Source organism: Methylocystis sp. H4A (assembly GCF_015709545.1).
GTDB classification, from domain to species: Bacteria; Pseudomonadota; Alphaproteobacteria; order Rhizobiales; family Beijerinckiaceae; genus Methylocystis; species Methylocystis silviterrae.
On sequence record NZ_JADNQY010000028.1, the window covers coordinates 494,567 to 509,813 of the forward strand.

The 15,247-nt window shown below is 63.7% G+C and carries 16 protein-coding genes and 1 tRNA gene; 10 read left to right on the forward strand and 7 right to left on the reverse strand.

Going from position 1 to position 15,247, the window contains the following annotated elements; all coding sequences use genetic code 11:
- Window positions 1–165: 165 nt before the first annotated feature.
- The 5 genes from IYW40_RS19010 to IYW40_RS19030 form a co-directional block, all read right to left on the reverse strand.
- Entirely contained in the window at window positions 166–567 is a 402-nt protein-coding gene (locus IYW40_RS19010; RefSeq protein WP_196401809.1) for a F0F1 ATP synthase subunit epsilon, read from the reverse strand.
- 116 nt (window positions 568–683) lie between these two features.
- Entirely contained in the window at window positions 684–2,111 is a 1,428-nt protein-coding gene (atpD, locus tag IYW40_RS19015) for a F0F1 ATP synthase subunit beta (protein ID WP_196401810.1), read from the reverse strand.
- A 24-nt stretch (window positions 2,112–2,135) separates the two neighbouring features.
- Window positions 2,136–3,017 carry a F0F1 ATP synthase subunit gamma gene (locus IYW40_RS19020; protein ID WP_196401811.1) on the reverse strand — a complete coding sequence of 294 codons (882 nt, stop codon included), beginning with the start codon at window positions 3,015–3,017 and terminating at the stop codon, window positions 2,136–2,138.
- A gap of 73 nt (window positions 3,018–3,090) precedes the next feature.
- Window positions 3,091–4,620, reverse strand: a complete 1,530-nt coding sequence (gene atpA / locus IYW40_RS19025; RefSeq protein WP_196401812.1) for a F0F1 ATP synthase subunit alpha — start codon at window positions 4,618–4,620, stop codon at window positions 3,091–3,093.
- Window positions 4,620–5,183: a F0F1 ATP synthase subunit delta gene (locus IYW40_RS19030; protein WP_196401813.1), complete on the reverse strand. Its 564-nt coding sequence runs from the start codon at window positions 5,181–5,183 to the stop codon at window positions 4,620–4,622. Before IYW40_RS19030 ends, atpA begins: the two co-directional genes overlap by 1 nt.
- 251 nt (window positions 5,184–5,434) lie before the next feature.
- Between IYW40_RS19030 and IYW40_RS19035 the strand changes: the two genes are divergently transcribed.
- The 8 genes from IYW40_RS19035 to IYW40_RS19070 all read left to right on the forward strand — a co-directional run bounded on the left by IYW40_RS19035 (window position 5,435) and on the right by IYW40_RS19070 (window position 11,215).
- Complete coding sequence (locus IYW40_RS19035) at window positions 5,435–6,394, forward strand: S-methyl-5'-thioadenosine phosphorylase (RefSeq protein WP_246720913.1); 960 nt, start codon at window positions 5,435–5,437, stop codon at window positions 6,392–6,394.
- Between the two features lie 51 nt (window positions 6,395–6,445).
- Complete coding sequence (locus IYW40_RS19040) at window positions 6,446–7,462, forward strand: alpha/beta fold hydrolase (protein ID WP_196401814.1); 1,017 nt, start codon at window positions 6,446–6,448, stop codon at window positions 7,460–7,462.
- Between the two features lie 10 nt (window positions 7,463–7,472).
- On the forward strand, window positions 7,473–8,231 hold the full coding sequence (locus IYW40_RS19045) for a class I SAM-dependent methyltransferase (RefSeq protein WP_196401815.1): 759 nt from the start codon (window positions 7,473–7,475) through the stop codon (window positions 8,229–8,231).
- A 155-nt stretch (window positions 8,232–8,386) separates the two neighbouring features.
- The gene (locus tag IYW40_RS19050) at window positions 8,387–8,578 is read left to right on the forward strand and encodes a hypothetical protein (protein ID WP_018409125.1); all 192 of its coding nucleotides are present in this window, start codon (window positions 8,387–8,389) and stop codon (window positions 8,576–8,578) included.
- 531 nt (window positions 8,579–9,109) lie between these two features.
- Window positions 9,110–9,538 (forward strand): universal stress protein, encoded by a 429-nt coding sequence (locus IYW40_RS19055; RefSeq protein ID WP_196401816.1) that lies wholly within the window; start codon window positions 9,110–9,112, stop codon window positions 9,536–9,538.
- A 41-nt stretch (window positions 9,539–9,579) separates the two neighbouring features.
- On the forward strand, window positions 9,580–9,921 hold the full coding sequence (locus IYW40_RS19060) for a cytochrome c (protein ID WP_175092514.1): 342 nt from the start codon (window positions 9,580–9,582) through the stop codon (window positions 9,919–9,921).
- A gap of 36 nt (window positions 9,922–9,957) precedes the next feature.
- The gene (locus IYW40_RS19065; protein WP_196401817.1) at window positions 9,958–10,638 is read left to right on the forward strand and encodes an MOSC domain-containing protein; all 681 of its coding nucleotides are present in this window, start codon (window positions 9,958–9,960) and stop codon (window positions 10,636–10,638) included.
- A gap of 121 nt (window positions 10,639–10,759) precedes the next feature.
- Complete coding sequence (locus IYW40_RS19070; RefSeq protein WP_196401818.1) at window positions 10,760–11,215, forward strand: phosphate-starvation-inducible PsiE family protein; 456 nt, start codon at window positions 10,760–10,762, stop codon at window positions 11,213–11,215.
- Window positions 11,216–11,271: 56 nt separating this feature from the next.
- On the opposite strand, the gene IYW40_RS19075 is transcribed toward IYW40_RS19070, so the two are convergent.
- Window positions 11,272–11,505 carry a cysteine rich repeat-containing protein gene (locus IYW40_RS19075; protein ID WP_196401819.1) on the reverse strand — a complete coding sequence of 78 codons (234 nt, stop codon included), beginning with the start codon at window positions 11,503–11,505 and terminating at the stop codon, window positions 11,272–11,274.
- A gap of 227 nt (window positions 11,506–11,732) precedes the next feature.
- Here IYW40_RS19075 and scpA point away from each other — a divergent pair, with 227 nt between their 5' ends.
- On the forward strand, window positions 11,733–13,895 hold the full coding sequence (scpA, locus tag IYW40_RS19080; protein ID WP_196401820.1) for a methylmalonyl-CoA mutase: 2,163 nt from the start codon (window positions 11,733–11,735) through the stop codon (window positions 13,893–13,895).
- Between the two features lie 151 nt (window positions 13,896–14,046).
- Window positions 14,047–14,238 carry a DUF6494 family protein gene (locus IYW40_RS19085; protein WP_196401821.1) on the forward strand — a complete coding sequence of 64 codons (192 nt, stop codon included), beginning with the start codon at window positions 14,047–14,049 and terminating at the stop codon, window positions 14,236–14,238.
- 797 nt (window positions 14,239–15,035) lie between these two features.
- Here the strand turns inward: IYW40_RS19085 and IYW40_RS19090 are convergent.
- Window positions 15,036–15,112, reverse strand: a tRNA-Asp gene (locus tag IYW40_RS19090).
- Window positions 15,113–15,247 lie beyond the last annotated feature (135 nt).

Consider the following 15,247-nt stretch of genomic DNA (forward strand, 5'->3'; position numbering starts at 1 on the left):
TCATGGCCGGGCTTGTCCCGGCCATCCACGCCGAGAGGATGCGTAAACGTTGAGAGACTCGCCGGACGGCGTCACGTGGATGCCCGCGACAAGCGCGGGCATGACGCGGAGAGAAGTTGCGAGACCTGCGCGGCGGGCGCCGCGTGAATGTCCATCGCGGTCTGATCAGCCGCCGATCGCCGCGCGCAGCTCCTGCAATTGCGCGAGCTTGTCGGACGCGGCGAGACGCGCTTCGTCAGACTTGGCGTCGGAGATGTCTTCGCGCGCGTTCCGAATGTCGGCGTCGACCTTGGCGACGTCGATTTCGGAAAGAGCAATCGCCGTTTCGGCGAGAATGGTGAAGCCGGACGCGTTGACGTCCGCGAATCCCCCACGCACGAAAAGCTTCTCAACCTTGCCTTCGCCGCCGGAAACGGTCACCACGCCGGCCTTCAGCGTGGTCATGACCGGCGCATGGTCCTTGAGCACGGTGAACTGGCCATCGGCGCCAGGGGCGACGACCGACTCGACTTCGCCGGAGAAGAGATGCTTCTCGGGAGAAACGAGTTCGAAGTGGAATGCAGCCATGATGTTCTCCGACGGCGCTTTGCGTCCAGCCCGTCATGGCCGGGGTGACCCGGCCATCCACGAAAACTGATCAGCGTCATGGCCGGAGCACGTCCGGCCAAAACGCTTTGTAAAAGTTACGCCGCTTCCTTGGCGAGCTTCGCGGCCTTTTCGACCGCTTCTTCGATCGAGCCAACCATGTAGAAAGCCGCCTCCGGCAGATGGTCGTATTCGCCGTCGACGAGGCCCTTGAAGCCCTTGATCGTGTCGGCGAGCGCCACGAGCTTGCCGGGCGAACCGGTGAACACTTCGGCGACGTGGAAGGGCTGCGACAGGAAGCGCTCGATCTTGCGGGCGCGGGCGACGACGAGCTTGTCCTCTTCGGAGAGCTCGTCCATGCCGAGAATGGCGATGATGTCCTGCAGCGACTTATAGCGCTGCAGAGTCGACTGCACCCTGCGCGCGATGTCGTAGTGCTCCTCGCCGACGATCGCCGGCGACAGCATGCGCGAAGTCGAATCGAGCGGATCGACCGCCGGATAGATGCCCTTCTCGGCGATCGAACGTGACAGCACGGTCGTGGCGTCCAAATGCGCGAAGGAGGTCGCGGGCGCCGGATCGGTCAGATCGTCGGCCGGCACGTAAATCGCCTGCACCGAAGTGATCGAGCCCTTGGTCGTCGTGGTGATGCGTTCCTGCAGCGCGCCCATGTCGGTGGCGAGCGTCGGCTGATAGCCCACCGCCGAGGGGATGCGGCCCAAAAGCGCCGAGACTTCCGAACCCGCCTGGGTGAAGCGGAAAATGTTGTCGACGAAGAACAGCACGTCCATGCCGCGGTCGCGGAAATCTTCGGCGACGGTAAGGCCTGACAGCGCGACGCGCATGCGCGCGCCCGGCGGCTCATTCATCTGGCCGTAGACCAGCGCGCATTTCGAGCCTTCGCCGCCGCCCTTCTTGTTGACGCCGCCCTCGATCATCTCGTGATAGAGGTCGTTGCCTTCGCGGGTGCGCTCGCCGACGCCGGCGAAGACGGAATAGCCGCCATGCGCCTTGGCGATGTTGTTGATCAGCTCCATGATCAGCACGGTCTTGCCGACGCCTGCGCCGCCGAACAGGCCGATCTTGCCGCCCTTGGCGTAAGGCGCGAGCAGATCGACGACCTTGATGCCGGTCTCGAGAATCTGCGCTTCCGTCGCCTGTTCGGCGTAGGAGGGGGCCGGCTGATGAATGGCGCGGCGCGATTTCGTGAGCATCGGGCCCGCTTCGTCGACCGGCTCGCCGATGACGTTGATGATGCGCCCGAGCGTCTCGTCGCCGACGGGAACCGAAATCGGCGCGCCGGTGTCGGTGACTTCCTGACCGCGCACCAAGCCTTCGGACGAATCCATGGCGATGGTGCGAACGGAGTTTTCGCCCAAATGCTGCGCGACTTCGAGAACGAGGCGATTGCCTTGGTTCGTCGTCTCGAGGGCGTTCAGAATCTCAGGCAATTGCCCGTCGAACTGCACGTCGACGACGGCGCCGATGACTTGGGTGATGCGCCCGCTGGGCTTATTGGCGGCCATGTTTCGTCCTCGTCCTAAAATGGCTCAGAGCGCCTCGGCGCCCGAGATGATTTCGATGAGCTCCTTGGTGATCATCGCCTGACGCGACCTGTTGTAGATCGTCGTCTGCTTCTTGATCATGTCGCCGGCGTTGCGCGTCGCATTGTCCATCGCGCTCATGCGGGCGCCTTGTTCGGAGGCGGCGTTCTCGAGCAGCGCGCGGAACACCTGCACGGAGATGTTGCGCGGCAGCAGCGTCGAGAGAATTTCGTCCTGTCCCGGCTCATATTCATAAGACGCCTGCGGACCTTCGACTGGCGGCGCGTTTTCGTTCGAGGGAATTTGCGCCGGGATGAGCTGCTGCGCGGTCGGAATTTGAGCGATCACCGATTTGAAGCGCGAGAAGAACAGCGTCGCGACATCGAAGTCCCCCTCTTCGAACATGCGGATGATCTTCTTGCCGATCTCGTCGGCGTTGTCGAAGCCGATCTGCTTGACGCCGCGCAGCTCGATGACCTCGATGATGTTGCGCTCATACTGGCGGCGAAGCTGCTCGAAACCCTTCTTGCCGACGCAGAGGATCTTGACGGTCTTGCCCTGATCCTGAAGCCGCGCGATGTGCTCGCGGGCGAGACGCACGATGGAGGAATTGAAGGCGCCGCAAAGGCCGCGCTCGGCGGTGGCGACGACGAGGAGATGCGTCTCGTCCTTGCCATTGCCGGCCAAGAGCGGCGGTCCGCCCGCCGTCACGCTGGACGCGAGATTGGCGAGCACCGACTCCATCCGTTCGGCATAGGGACGCGCCGCTTCCGCCGCCGACTGGGCGCGGCGCAATTTCGCGGCGGCGACCATCTGCATGGCCTTGGTGATCTTCTGCGTCGCCTTGACGGAGGAGATGCGGTTTCGAAGATCCTTTAGCGAGGGCATGTGCTTGCTTCTGGCCTAGAGGGCTTCCTCTCCTCGAGCGAGGAGAGGAAGAAATTTAAGCGAAGGACTTGGTTTAAGCGAAGGACTTCGCGAAGCTCTCGACGACGCTCTTGAGTTTCGCCGCGGTCTCGTCGGTGAGATCCCTTGTCGTGCGGATGCTCTCGAGAATGTCGCTGTGCTGCGAGCGCAGCAGCGCGAGCAAGCCGTCTTCGAAGGCGCGCACGCGATTGACCGGCAGCGGATCGAGATAGCCGTTGACGCCGGCGTAGATCACGCAGGTCTGCTCTTCCATCTTCAAAGGCGAGAACTGCGGCTGCTTCAAGAGTTCGGTGAGGCGGGCGCCGCGATTCAAGAGGCGCTGCGTCACGGCGTCGAGGTCCGAGCCGAACTGGGCGAAGGCGGCCATTTCGCGATACTGCGCGAGTTCGCCCTTGATCTTGCCGGCGACCTTCTTGGTCGCCTTGGTCTGCGCCGACGAGCCGACGCGCGACACCGAGAGGCCGACGTTCACCGCAGGACGGATGCCCTGGTAGAAGAGATCGGTCTCAAGGAAGATCTGGCCGTCGGTGATCGAGATGACGTTCGTCGGAATATAGGCCGACACGTCGTTCGCCTGCGTCTCGATGACCGGCAGCGCGGTGAGCGATCCCGCGCCGCGATCGTCGGAAAGCTTCGCGGCGCGCTCGAGCAGGCGCGAATGCAGATAGAAGACGTCGCCCGGATAGGCTTCGCGGCCCGGCGGGCGGCGCAGCAGCAGCGACATCTGGCGGTAGGCGACGGCCTGCTTGGACAGATCGTCATAGATGATCACGGCGTGCATGCCGTTGTCGCGGAAATATTCGCCCATCGCGCAGCCGGAGAAGGGCGCGAGGAACTGCATCGGCGCCGGATCCGAGGCCGTCGCGGCGACGATGATCGAATATTCGAGCGCGCCGCGCTCTTCGAGCACCTTGACGAATTGCGCCACGGTGGAGCGCTTCTGGCCGATGGCGACATAGACGCAGTAGAGCTTCGACTTCTCGTCGTCGCCGTCGTTCAGCGATTTCTGATTGAGGATCGTGTCGAGCGCGATGGCGGTCTTGCCGGTCTGGCGATCGCCGATGATGAGTTCGCGCTGGCCGCGGCCGATCGGGATCAGCGCGTCGACGGCCTTCAGGCCCGTCGCCATCGGCTCATGCACGGATTTGCGCGGAATGATGCCCGGCGCCTTGACGTCGACGCGGGAGCGCTGCGTCGCCTTGATCGGCCCCTTGCCGTCGATCGGATTGCCGAGCGCGTCGACGACGCGGCCCAGGAGCTCCTTGCCGACGGGAACCTCGACGATGGCGCCGGTGCGCTTAACCGTCTGGCCTTCCTTGATGTGGCGGTCGTCGCCGAAAATCACGATGCCGACATTGTCGGTTTCGAGATTGAGCGCCATGCCCTTGGTGCCGTCCTGGAATTCGACGGTCTCGCCAGCCTGCACATTGTCGAGTCCGTAGACGCGCGCGATGCCGTCGCCGACGGACAGAACCTGGCCGACCTCGGTGACCTCGGCCTCGGCGCCAAAGTTGGCGATCTCCTTTTTGAGGATCGCGGAAATTTCTGCGGCGCGGATATCCATCAGCCGACCTCTTTCATGCGTGTGCGGATTGAGTTGAGCTTGGTGCGCACGGAGGCGTCGACCATGCGTGAACCGATTTTGACGATCAGACCGCCAATGATCGACGGATCTGTCTTCACATTGAGATCGATGGTCTTGCCGCCGGTGACGCCGGCGAGCGTCTCGCGCAGCGCGGCTTCATGATCCGGCTTCAGCGGCGCCGCGATCGTCACATCGGCGCGCACCAGGCCCTTCGCCTTGTCGTGCAGACGGCGATAGGCGGCGATCATGTCGGAGATGACGAAGAGACGTCGCTTGGCGGCGACGAGACGGATGAAATTGGCGGCGATGCCGGAGATCTGGCCCTTGTTGAGAACCGGCTCGAGGGCGTCGAGCTGCTCCTTGGCGGAGAACACCGGGCTTTTGACCATGCGCTTGAGATCGACGCTGCCGTCCAGCAGAGTCTTGAATCGATCGAGCGCCGCGGCGACGTCATCGGCGGCGTGATTTTCCGTCGCCAAATCATAGAGTGCGGAGGCGTAGCGACCCGCAACGCCCGATAAGGAATCCCCGTCTTGAGCCACTTGGTTCGCTCGTCAATCTACGCCGTTTGGAGACGCCGCTCTCAGTGCAAGTTGCACGTTCGCGACGATTAAGCGGTTAGCCTCAAACGACGGATGCTGTAGGAAAAGGAACGAGGGCCGCTGCGCCCCAGCTCCAAGGCGAGCGTCCCCTAACACAGGCGTTTTGGGGGCGCAACCCTGTCACATTGCCGCGATTTTTGGCGCCGGTCCAAAACCCGGCCAAGCAACAGCTGTCGAAGGAGACATAATTCATGACCAGAGCGGTCGTCGGAATAATCGGCGGGTCGGGCGTTTATGATCTACCGGGGCTCGCCAACATCCGTCGCGAGCGGGTCACGACGCCCTGGGGCGAGCCTTCCGATGAACTCGTCTTTGGCGAACTCGGCGCGACCCAGGCGGTCTTTTTGCCGCGGCACGGGCGCGGCCATCGGCTCTCGCCCTCGACCATCAACTACCGGGCCAATATCGATGCGCTGAAGCGCGCCGGCGTCACCGATCTGATTTCGGTCTCGGCCTGCGGCTCGTTCAAATCCGAGCTTTTTCCGGGTCTCTTCGTGCTGATCGATCAATTCGTCGACCGCACCTTCGCGCGCCAATCCTCTTTTTTTGGCGACGGCTGCGTCGCGCATGTGTCGATGGCGCATCCGATCGCGCCGCTGCTATCGGCGCGCATCGGCGCGGCGGCGAAGACTGAGGGCATCGATCATGTCGCCGGCGGAACTTACGTCTGCATGGAAGGTCCGCAGTTTTCGTCCTACGCCGAATCGCTCACCTACAAGGCCGCGGGCTATGACGTGATCGGCATGACGGCGATGCCCGAAGCCAAGCTCGCGCGCGAGGCCGAAATCTCCTACGCCACCGTCGCCATGGTGACCGATTTCGATTGCTGGCACCCGGAGCACGACAATGTCGACATCGCCTCGGTGATCGCTGTGGTTCAGAAGAATTCGGCGACCGTCGCGCGACTGCTGGCGCGGGTTTTGACCGATTTCCCGCGCGAACACGAGCCTTGCCCGATCGGCTCCGACCGCGCGCTCGACAGCGCCATTGTCACCGCCCCCGAGGCGCGCGATCCGGAATTGTTGAAGAAGCTCGATGCGGTGATGAAAAGGGTGAATGGGGGTGAGGGGCGAATCACGGTCGGCCACGAGGCTCACCCACGAACGGAGCGAGAGGCTGCAGCGCTGGCCAAAGCCAACGCGGCAAGCTGATCTTGCGACCAGCTTTCGCCAGCCTGCCCAGTCGGTTGTAGGCTAGGAACGATGCGCTGCGAGCCCACCTCCTCAAACACCTCGCTTCCTCCCTTTCGCGAGCGGGCGCCTTGGCTCGGCGGCGATTTGCAGACCCTGCGCAACATCATCTGCGGGGCGCCGCCGGAGCTCATAGGCGGCGAGCGGCTGCTGCTCGCCATGCCCGATGGCGACCTTCTGGCGGCGCGGCTCGATCGGCCGGCCACGGATAGCGGCGCGCCGCTCATCGTTCTGACGCATGGGCTGGCAGGCTCCGAATCGAGCCGGCATGGCGTCGCCTCGGCGCGCTATCTCGTTGGCGAGGGCTGGCCGGTGCTGCGCCTCAATCTGCGCGGCTCCGCGCCCTCGCGCGCCACTTCCGGCGGGCGCTACCACGCCGGCAAGACCGAGGATTTGGTCGCGGCGCTGCGCGGCCTGCCGGCGGAGCTCATGAGTCGCGGCATTGTGCTCATCGGCAATTCGCTCGGCGGCAATCTCGTGCTGAAATTTGTGGGCGAAGGCGGGCATGGGCTGCCGGTTCACGCCGCCGTCGCGGTGTCGACGCCGATCGACCTCGCTGCGTCCTGCGCCCGGCTGATGGCGCCGCGCAATTTCGTCTATCATCGCTACATGCTCAATGAGATGAAACGCGAAGCGCTGGCGCCGAGCGCCGCGCTCACCGCCGCGGAGCGCGCCGCCATCGCCGGCGCCTGCAATCTTTACGAATTCGACGATCGCTTCGTCGCGCCGCATTTTGGCTACCGGGACGCGCAGGACTATTACGAAGCCAACGCCGCGAAGAATTTCCTCGCCGGCGCGACGCTGCCGACGCTGATCCTGCACGCGCTCGACGACCCCTGGGTTCCGGCGGAGAGTTACACAGCGATCGACTGGTCGCGTCTGCCGGCGATCGAGCCGGCGTTGACGCAGGGCGGGGGACATATGGGCTTCCATGGCGTCGGCAGCCTGACGCCCTGGCATGATCGCGTTACGGCGTTGTGGCTGACGCAAAAGGGTCTCGGCCCGCAACGCATGTTCGAGACGAAGTGAGATCGCAGCAATGAATGCACGCCAGACGATGGTGTTCGGCGACAACGCCGGCGACTATCGCGCCTTTCGCCCGCATTATCCCGACGCGCTTTTCGCGTGGCTCGCAAGCGCCGCGCGGCAGGATCGTCTCGCCTGGGATTGCGGCGCGGGGAGCGGGCAGGCGGCGCTCGGACTTTCGCGCCATTTCACGCGCGTGCTCGCGACGGATCCCGATCCCCGGCAGCTGGCGCTCGCGCCAAAGGAGCCCAATGTCGACTATCGTCTGGCGCGCGCGGAAGACGATCTCGGCCTGCGCGCGGAGGTCGATCTCATCGCCTGCGCCTGTTCGATCCACTGGTTCGACCTGCCGAATTTTTACGCAAACGCGCGGCGCGCCTTGCGCCCCGAGGGGATTATCGCGGCATGGACCTATGACTGGCCGCGAACGCATGTCGAACCGCTCGACGCGATCCTGCGCAGGCTCAAAGAGGATATTCTCGGCCCCTTCTGGGCGGAAAATTCGGCGCTCTATTTCGAGCGCTACGAGACCCTGCCGTTTCCGTTCAAGGAGATTGATTGCCCGCCGTTTCAGACGCCCGTTGCGCGATCGAAAGGCGATCTCGTGAGCTTTCTCAAGACCTGGTCCGCGGTCGAGAAATACAGACTGCATTATGGCCGCGATCCGCTGGCGCTCGTCGATCGGGAGTTGGAGGAGGCCTGGCGCGCGCATCCGCCGGATCTGCCGCTGTGCGTTCCGCTCTACATGCGCTGCGGCGTCAACACGGCGTGAACTTAAGAATTGGCGGGGAACGATGCGCGCCTATTCTATGTGTCGCCCGCAGCTTTCCCTAATTTTGCCTGTTTTTTGGCGACGATAATGAAGAGTCGTCGCGTTGAGCCCATGCCGTATTTTCCCAAGGGAATCGTTCAGCACAGGACAGCAACATGCTTGAGGCTGGCAAAATCTATAAAGTCACGACGCTGGTGAATTGCGAAGGCGCCTGGGACGAAGAGATCGATCTGTGGACCGTCACAGCGGTTGAGGGCACCTGCGCCAAGCTCAGCCATGAGAGTCGCGAAAACAGGATCGTCGACACGGCGTCCTGGAATTTCGTCAAAGCCGAAGCGGTCGAATAGGTTTCTGTGCGGCGGTCGGGGGACAGTGTCGTCCCCGCGACGAGGCATCGCGCGCTGCGCGGGCGCCGGAGCGCCGCTATTTGCACTTCATCAGCCGGACGTCCTTCGTTAAGCCGGATTCGCAGCACAAGCCGAAATGCCTGTCGGCGTCGTCGTTCGGACAGCCGCCGCCGGAGATTTTGTCGTAAGCGGCGAAATAGTAACTGTCGAGATTCTCGCTACGTAAGCGCCGCTGTGCGCAGGGTCGTAGTTGACGCCGTTCTCGGCGGCGGAGGCGTGGGACGACGTGAAGATAGACGCCACGAGGGCGCTGCGAATCCAAGTCTTCATAAATTCCTCCCAAGATCACTTTAAAAAGAAGAGCGAGCTTAACTTCCTTCGAGGTTTTTAGAACGTAAGACACCTTTCAACTAGAATTTTGTAGCGCGTCTGCGATTTGACCTCGTCGGATGCGGGTCAGTGGCTCGGCGGCGACAGTCGCGCTATGAAGGAGGGAGTCGGCGTCGACGCCGCGCGCATCGGGAGGCGGGGATGTATAAGAAAATTCTGGTGGCGGTGGAGATCGGCGAGGAGGAAGTCACCCAGCTCGCGCTCGACGCGGCGGTGGCGCTCGCAAAAGTGGAGCATGAGGCTGAGCTTCGGCTCGTCAATGTCCAGCCGCTCGTTCCGGTTGCCTTCATCGACTACATTCCGCCCAATTTCGACGAGGAGATGCGCGAGGCGACCGAAAAGGACCTCGCAGTGTTGCGTGGCAAGATCGCCTATCCGGCGGAGCGCGTCACCTCGATCGTGCGCTTCGGCGCCGTCTACCCGGAAGTGCTCGCCGAGGCCGAGGAATGGGGCTCCGACCTTGTCGTGGTCGGTTCGCATCGCCCGACGATGGCGACCTATCTGCTCGGCTCAAACGCCAAGACCATCGTGCGCCACGCCAAATGTTCGGTGCTTATCGTGCGCAAATAGGGCGCGGTGACAGGCGCCGGGCGCGCGGCTAGACTTCGATGATGCTTCGATTCGCGGCTGTAGCGATTACGATTTGCCTCTTGCTCGCCGCCGGCGCCGCCGCGGCGAAAGCGCCTGTCGACGCCCAACTGCTGAAGCGCGGGCGGGCGATCGCGCAAGCAAATTGCGGCCGCTGCCATGCGGTCGGGGCGCGCGGCGTCAGCGCCAATCCCAAGTCGCCGCCGTTCCGCGATCTCGCGCGAAAATATCCGCTGCACAATCTCGAAGAGGCGCTCGCCGAGGGCATTGTCGTCGGCCATGAGGGCGTCGAGATGCCGCAGTTCCGGCTCAGCGCCGCGCAGATCGAAGCGCTGCTCGCCTATCTCAACTCCATCCAGAGGTAGACCTGCGCGACCGCTGGCGTGGGCGAATGGATCGTGATGGGTGATCTCCCGATCGACGGGCTTTTCGCGGGGCGTCCGCGCGAGATTGCGCCAGGCCGCAGAAGCGCGATCCGCAAGGCGCCGCTGGCGCCGCCCTGGCGCATCGAGGCGGAGGGCCTCGTGGGCGATCGACAGGCGGATCGGCGCCATCATGGCGGGGTCGAGAAAGCGCTGCACCACTATCCGCGCGAGAATTACGACGCTTGGCGCGCGGATTTGCCTGAGCTTGCGAATGAATTCGTCGCACCCGCCTTCGGCGAAAACATTTCGACGTGCGGGCTCACCGAAGCTGAGGTCTGCGTCGGCGACGTCTTCGCGCTCGGCGGCGCGCGCCTGCAGGTGAGCCAGGGACGACAGCCCTGCCTGACCCTCAATTTTCGCTTTGGCCGGCGCGACATGGCGCGGCGCACGCAGGAGACGATGCGCTGCGGCTGGTATTACCGCGTTCTCGAAACGGGCGCGGCGCAGCCCGGCGACTCGCTGCGGCTTATGGAGCGGCCGCGTGCCGATTGGCCGCTTGCCCGGCTTTTCGCCTTGCTCTACGTGCGCCCGCGCGCCTTCGACGAACTCACTGAGATGGCCGCGTTGCCGGAGCTGGCGGAAAGCTGGCGGGCGCTCGCGCGCAGGCGACTCGAAAGCCGCAAGGTCGAAGACTGGAGGCGGCGGCTCGGGGGATAGCTTGGCCGACAGACGTAAGGCGCTTTGGTGACAAAGTCATTTGCGCCCGGCGTCGCCATGCGCGACGTTGACGCTGCGGCCTTCGACCATGCTGGGCGCTCACATACCTTGTAGGCGGGCGATGAAAGACTTGGACAGGAAGCAACACCCGGCGGTGCGTCGATTGCTGGATCTGATGGATCCGATCGGCTACCTGCTCACCGAAGTCTTTCACCTTCTGGGACTGTTCGCGATTGGCGGCGCAACGGTCTGGGCGGCGGCGAAAGCGTTTCTCGAAATGGCGACGAAGGGTCACGCTTCGATCGAAGACCTGTTGCTGCTCTTCATCTATCTCGAAATCGGCTCGATGGTCGGCATCTATTTCCGCACCAACCACATGCCGGTGCGCTTTCTCCTCTATGTCGGCATCACGGCGCTCACCCGCCACATGATCGGCTATGTGCAGACGGAATCGCTCCCGGACGTCGGCATACTGATCCTCGCGGGCGCGACGCTCATTCTCTCGCTCGCCGTCCTAACGATTCGCTACGCCTCGGCGCGATTTTCCTCCAATGCGTCTGACGGCGTGGACGGTTGAACGCGCCGGTGAGGCGCGCTCCCGCCGTCAGCGGCGGAAGCGCGAGAGACGATGCGTTATTTCTTCATTTGCGAGAGCGCATCGGCGCAATCCGGCGAGACTTCGCCCTTATGCGCCTGAAAACAGGCGAGGACGCGCCCGCCGCCAGGCATAACGCCGCTGCACAGCCTCGAATAATCGGCCTTGCATCTTACCTTCACGTCGTCGGGAATATCGTTTCCCGCCATGGCCTGCGCGGACGCCACGCTGGCGAAGACGGCGATCAGCAACAGGCTTAGGGAATAGCGCATGTCAATTTCCTGGGTTGGGGTTGGGGACGAAGGCGAACGGCCGGGAGTCTGATTGTGACCCGCCTGCCGCGATCAGGGCAAGAGGCAGAGAGTCGAGCGCGGGCGGAGAGCCGAGCAGGGGCTGACCTGCCGCGCTTCAAATCGCCGCGCTCCGCCCTTTGCGGCCACGGCTTTGCGAGACAGGCCGCTCTGGTCTAAGAGAAAATGGCAAAATAGCCGAGGAAAGAATGTCCGCGATACCGAACTTTGCATCAATTCCCTTTGCGCCCGTCGCGCCCGAGCAGGAGGCAAAGCCCCGCCGCTGGCTGACGCCGGAAGGGATCGAGGTGAAGAACGCCTATGGCCCCGAGGATATCGAGGGCCTCGCCTTTGTCGACGGCTATCCCGGCGTCGCGCCTTACGTGCGCGGACCCTATCCGACGATGTATGTCGCCCAGCCCTGGACGATCCGCCAATATGCGGGCTTCTCCACGGCCGAGGACTCGAACGCCTTCTACCGGCGCAACCTCGCCGCCGGACAGAAGGGCCTCTCCGTCGCCTTCGATCTCGCGACCCATCGCGGCTATGATTCCGACCACCCGCGCGTGATGGGCGACGTCGGCATGGCGGGCGTCGCGATCGACTCGATCTATGACATGCGCACGCTGTTCGACGGCATTCCGCTCGATCAGATGTCCGTGTCGATGACCATGAACGGCGCGGTGCTGCCCATTCTCGCGCTCTTCATCGTCGCGGCGGAAGAGCAGGGCGTGCCCGCCGAAAAGCTGACCGGCACGATCCAGAACGACATCCTCAAAGAATTCATGGTGCGCAACACCTACATCTACCCGCCCGACCCTTCGATGCGCATCGTGTCGGATATTTTCGCCTATACCTCCAAGCATATGCCGAAGTTCAACTCGATCTCGATCTCCGGCTATCACATGCAGGAGGCCGGCGCCTCGGCCGATCTCGAATTGGGCTACACGCTCGCCGACGGCGTTGAATATGTGCGCGCCGGCGTCGCGGCCGGCCTCGACATCGACGCGTTCGCGCCGCGTCTTTCCTTCTTCTTCGCCATCGGCATGAATTTCTTCATGGAGGTGGCGAAGCTGCGCGCCGCGCGCCTGCTCTGGGCGCGGCTGATGAAGGATCTCGGCGCCAAGTCCGAGAAGAGCATGACCCTGCGCACGCACTGCCAGACCTCCGGCTGGTCGCTGACGGCGCAGGATGTCTACGTCAACGCCATCCGCACCTGCGTCGAGGCGATGGCGGCGACTCAAGGGCATACGCAATCGCTGCACACCAATGCGCTCGACGAGGCGCTCGCGCTGCCGACTGATTTCTCGGCGCGCATCGCCCGCAACACGCAGATCGTGCTGCAGCAGGAGAGCGGCACGACGCGGATCATCGATCCGTGGGGCGGCTCTTACTATGTCGAACGCCTGACCGCCGAGCTCGCCAAGGGGGCCTGGAAGCATATCGAGGAAATCGAGACGCTCGGCGGCATGGCCAAGGCGATCGCCGCCGGCGTTCCCAAGCAGCGCATCGAAGAGGCGGCCGCGAAGACGCAGGCGCGCATCGACAGCGGAACGCAGGTCGTCGTCGGCGTGAACAAATATCAGCCGGTGAACGACGCCAAGCCAAATGTCCTCAAGGTCGACAACGCCGCGGTGCGCGCCGCGCAGCTCGACAAGCTCAAGCGGCTGCGTGAAGAGCGCGACGAAGCGAAGACGCAAGCGGCGCTCGACGCGCTGACCGACGGCGCCACATCGGGCGCCAATCTTCTCGATCTCGCGGTCAAGGCGGCGCGGGCGAAGGCCAGCGTCGGCGAAATCTCTTTCGCACTCGAAAAGGTATTTTCCCGGCATCAGCCGAAGGCCAATGTGATTTCGGGAGTCTATGCGAAGGAAGCCGGCAAGGAGAGCGTCCATCTCGGCCGGGTCATCGGCATGACGCGCGACTTTGAGGAGAATGTCGGGCGCAAGCCCCGTATTCTCGTCGCCAAGATGGGCCAGGACGGCCATGATCGCGGCCAGAAGGTCATCGCCTCGGCCTTCGCCGACATGGGCTTCGACGTCGTCATCGGCGATCTCTTCGCGACGCCCGACGAAGTCGCCAGGAAAGCGGCGGAAGCCGACGTGCATATCGTCGGAGTCTCGACGATGACCGCCGGTCATCTGACTCTGACGCCGGAACTGCGCGACGCGCTCAGACGCGCCGGGCGCGGCGACATCATGATGGTCGTCGGCGGCGTCATCCCGCCCGACGATTTCCAGGCGTTGTATGATTCTGGCGCGGCGGCGATCTTCCCGCCCGGCACCAACATTCCGCTGGCGGCGGAGAAATTGCTCTACGAGCTGAATATCCGTCTGGGCTTTGCGCAGCGTGAAGTGGCGAAGGCGGGGTGACTTTTTTGCTCTCTCGCGCGTCATGGCCGGGCTTGTCCCGGCCATCCACGAAAGCCGCCGCACAGTCCTAGCGTGGATGCCCGCGACAAGCGCGGGCATGACGCCTTCGGGAATCGCACTATGTATATTGCGTCGGCAAAGGAGCCGGGCGATGGACGAAGACGCTTTCAATATGGCCGTGCGAAAGTTTCTCAAGGAGGTGGGCGTCACCTCGCAGCGCGAGATCGAACGCATCGTGCGCGATCACAAGGTGGCGGGCGAGCGCTTGAAGCTGCGCATGGCGTTAACGGCGGAAGGCACGCCGCTCAATCATATCGTCGAAAGCGAGATCGACGTTCACTGAGCCGGTCAGATCCCCCGTCAGATGCAACCGCGCATTGCGCGGCTGCACTGTCCTTAGTTTCCAGGCGTCATCTAGCCAGGTCTGGACCGGAAGCCGCTACCAGCACGTGCAGCCGCCGTAGCCATAGGCAGGGACAGCTGCGCCGTAGTAGCCCGGGGTGGCCGCGCCATAGTAGCCAGGGTAGCCATAGCCGTACGGGGCGCTGGCCGCCGCTCCGAGCGCGAGACCGGTGGCCAGGCCTGCGACGCCTAACCCCAGTCCGGCGCCAGAGCCCCAGTAGCCCGGGCGGGCCCAACCACCACCGTAACCCCAATGACGGCCCCATCCACCCCCACCCCAACGGCTCCACGCGGAAGCCGGGGTGGCGACCGACAACGCGCCAACGAGCATGGTTGCGGCGAGCGCTGTCGTGAGTAGCTTGCGTGAGTTTTTCATTCTCAATGCTCCAGGTCCTCATATGAGGAGCCCCCCGAGCACGCCTAACCCGACACCGGTACTCTTGTTCCGGGCGCGAGGGTGGGCCGGAAGGGCTTAATCCTGCGGAGGCCGAGGCTTTCGGATTGCTCTTTCAGCGATCGAGCAAGGAAAAATCACAGGAATTCCGTCGCGTTAGTCAGAAGCTCGCTGCTTGCGGTTAAAGCTCGCCGGGCGCGGTGTGAAACTGTGCAAAATCGAGCTGCCCGTGACGGCGTCCGACCGCGTGAGCGATCAGTCAGAACAAAGCGCGCTGATTTGAAACGATCGCAAAAAAGCGCCGGATCGGCGATGAGCGAGGTTTCTCGATGCTATGGAAGTTTTGGCGAGAGAGACGGGACTTGAACCCGCGACCTCCGGCGTGACAGGCCGGCGCTCTAACCAACTGAGCTACTCCCCCGCGAGCGCGTGCACGCGAGAGGCGCCAGATAGCGCAGCCGCACCTAGAGGTCAAGGAACTTCGCGAACGCGGAGCCTCAGACGAAGCGCCGCGCGGCCGGCCAAGCCCTGTGCGCGCCCCGCTGCTCGGCGTCTT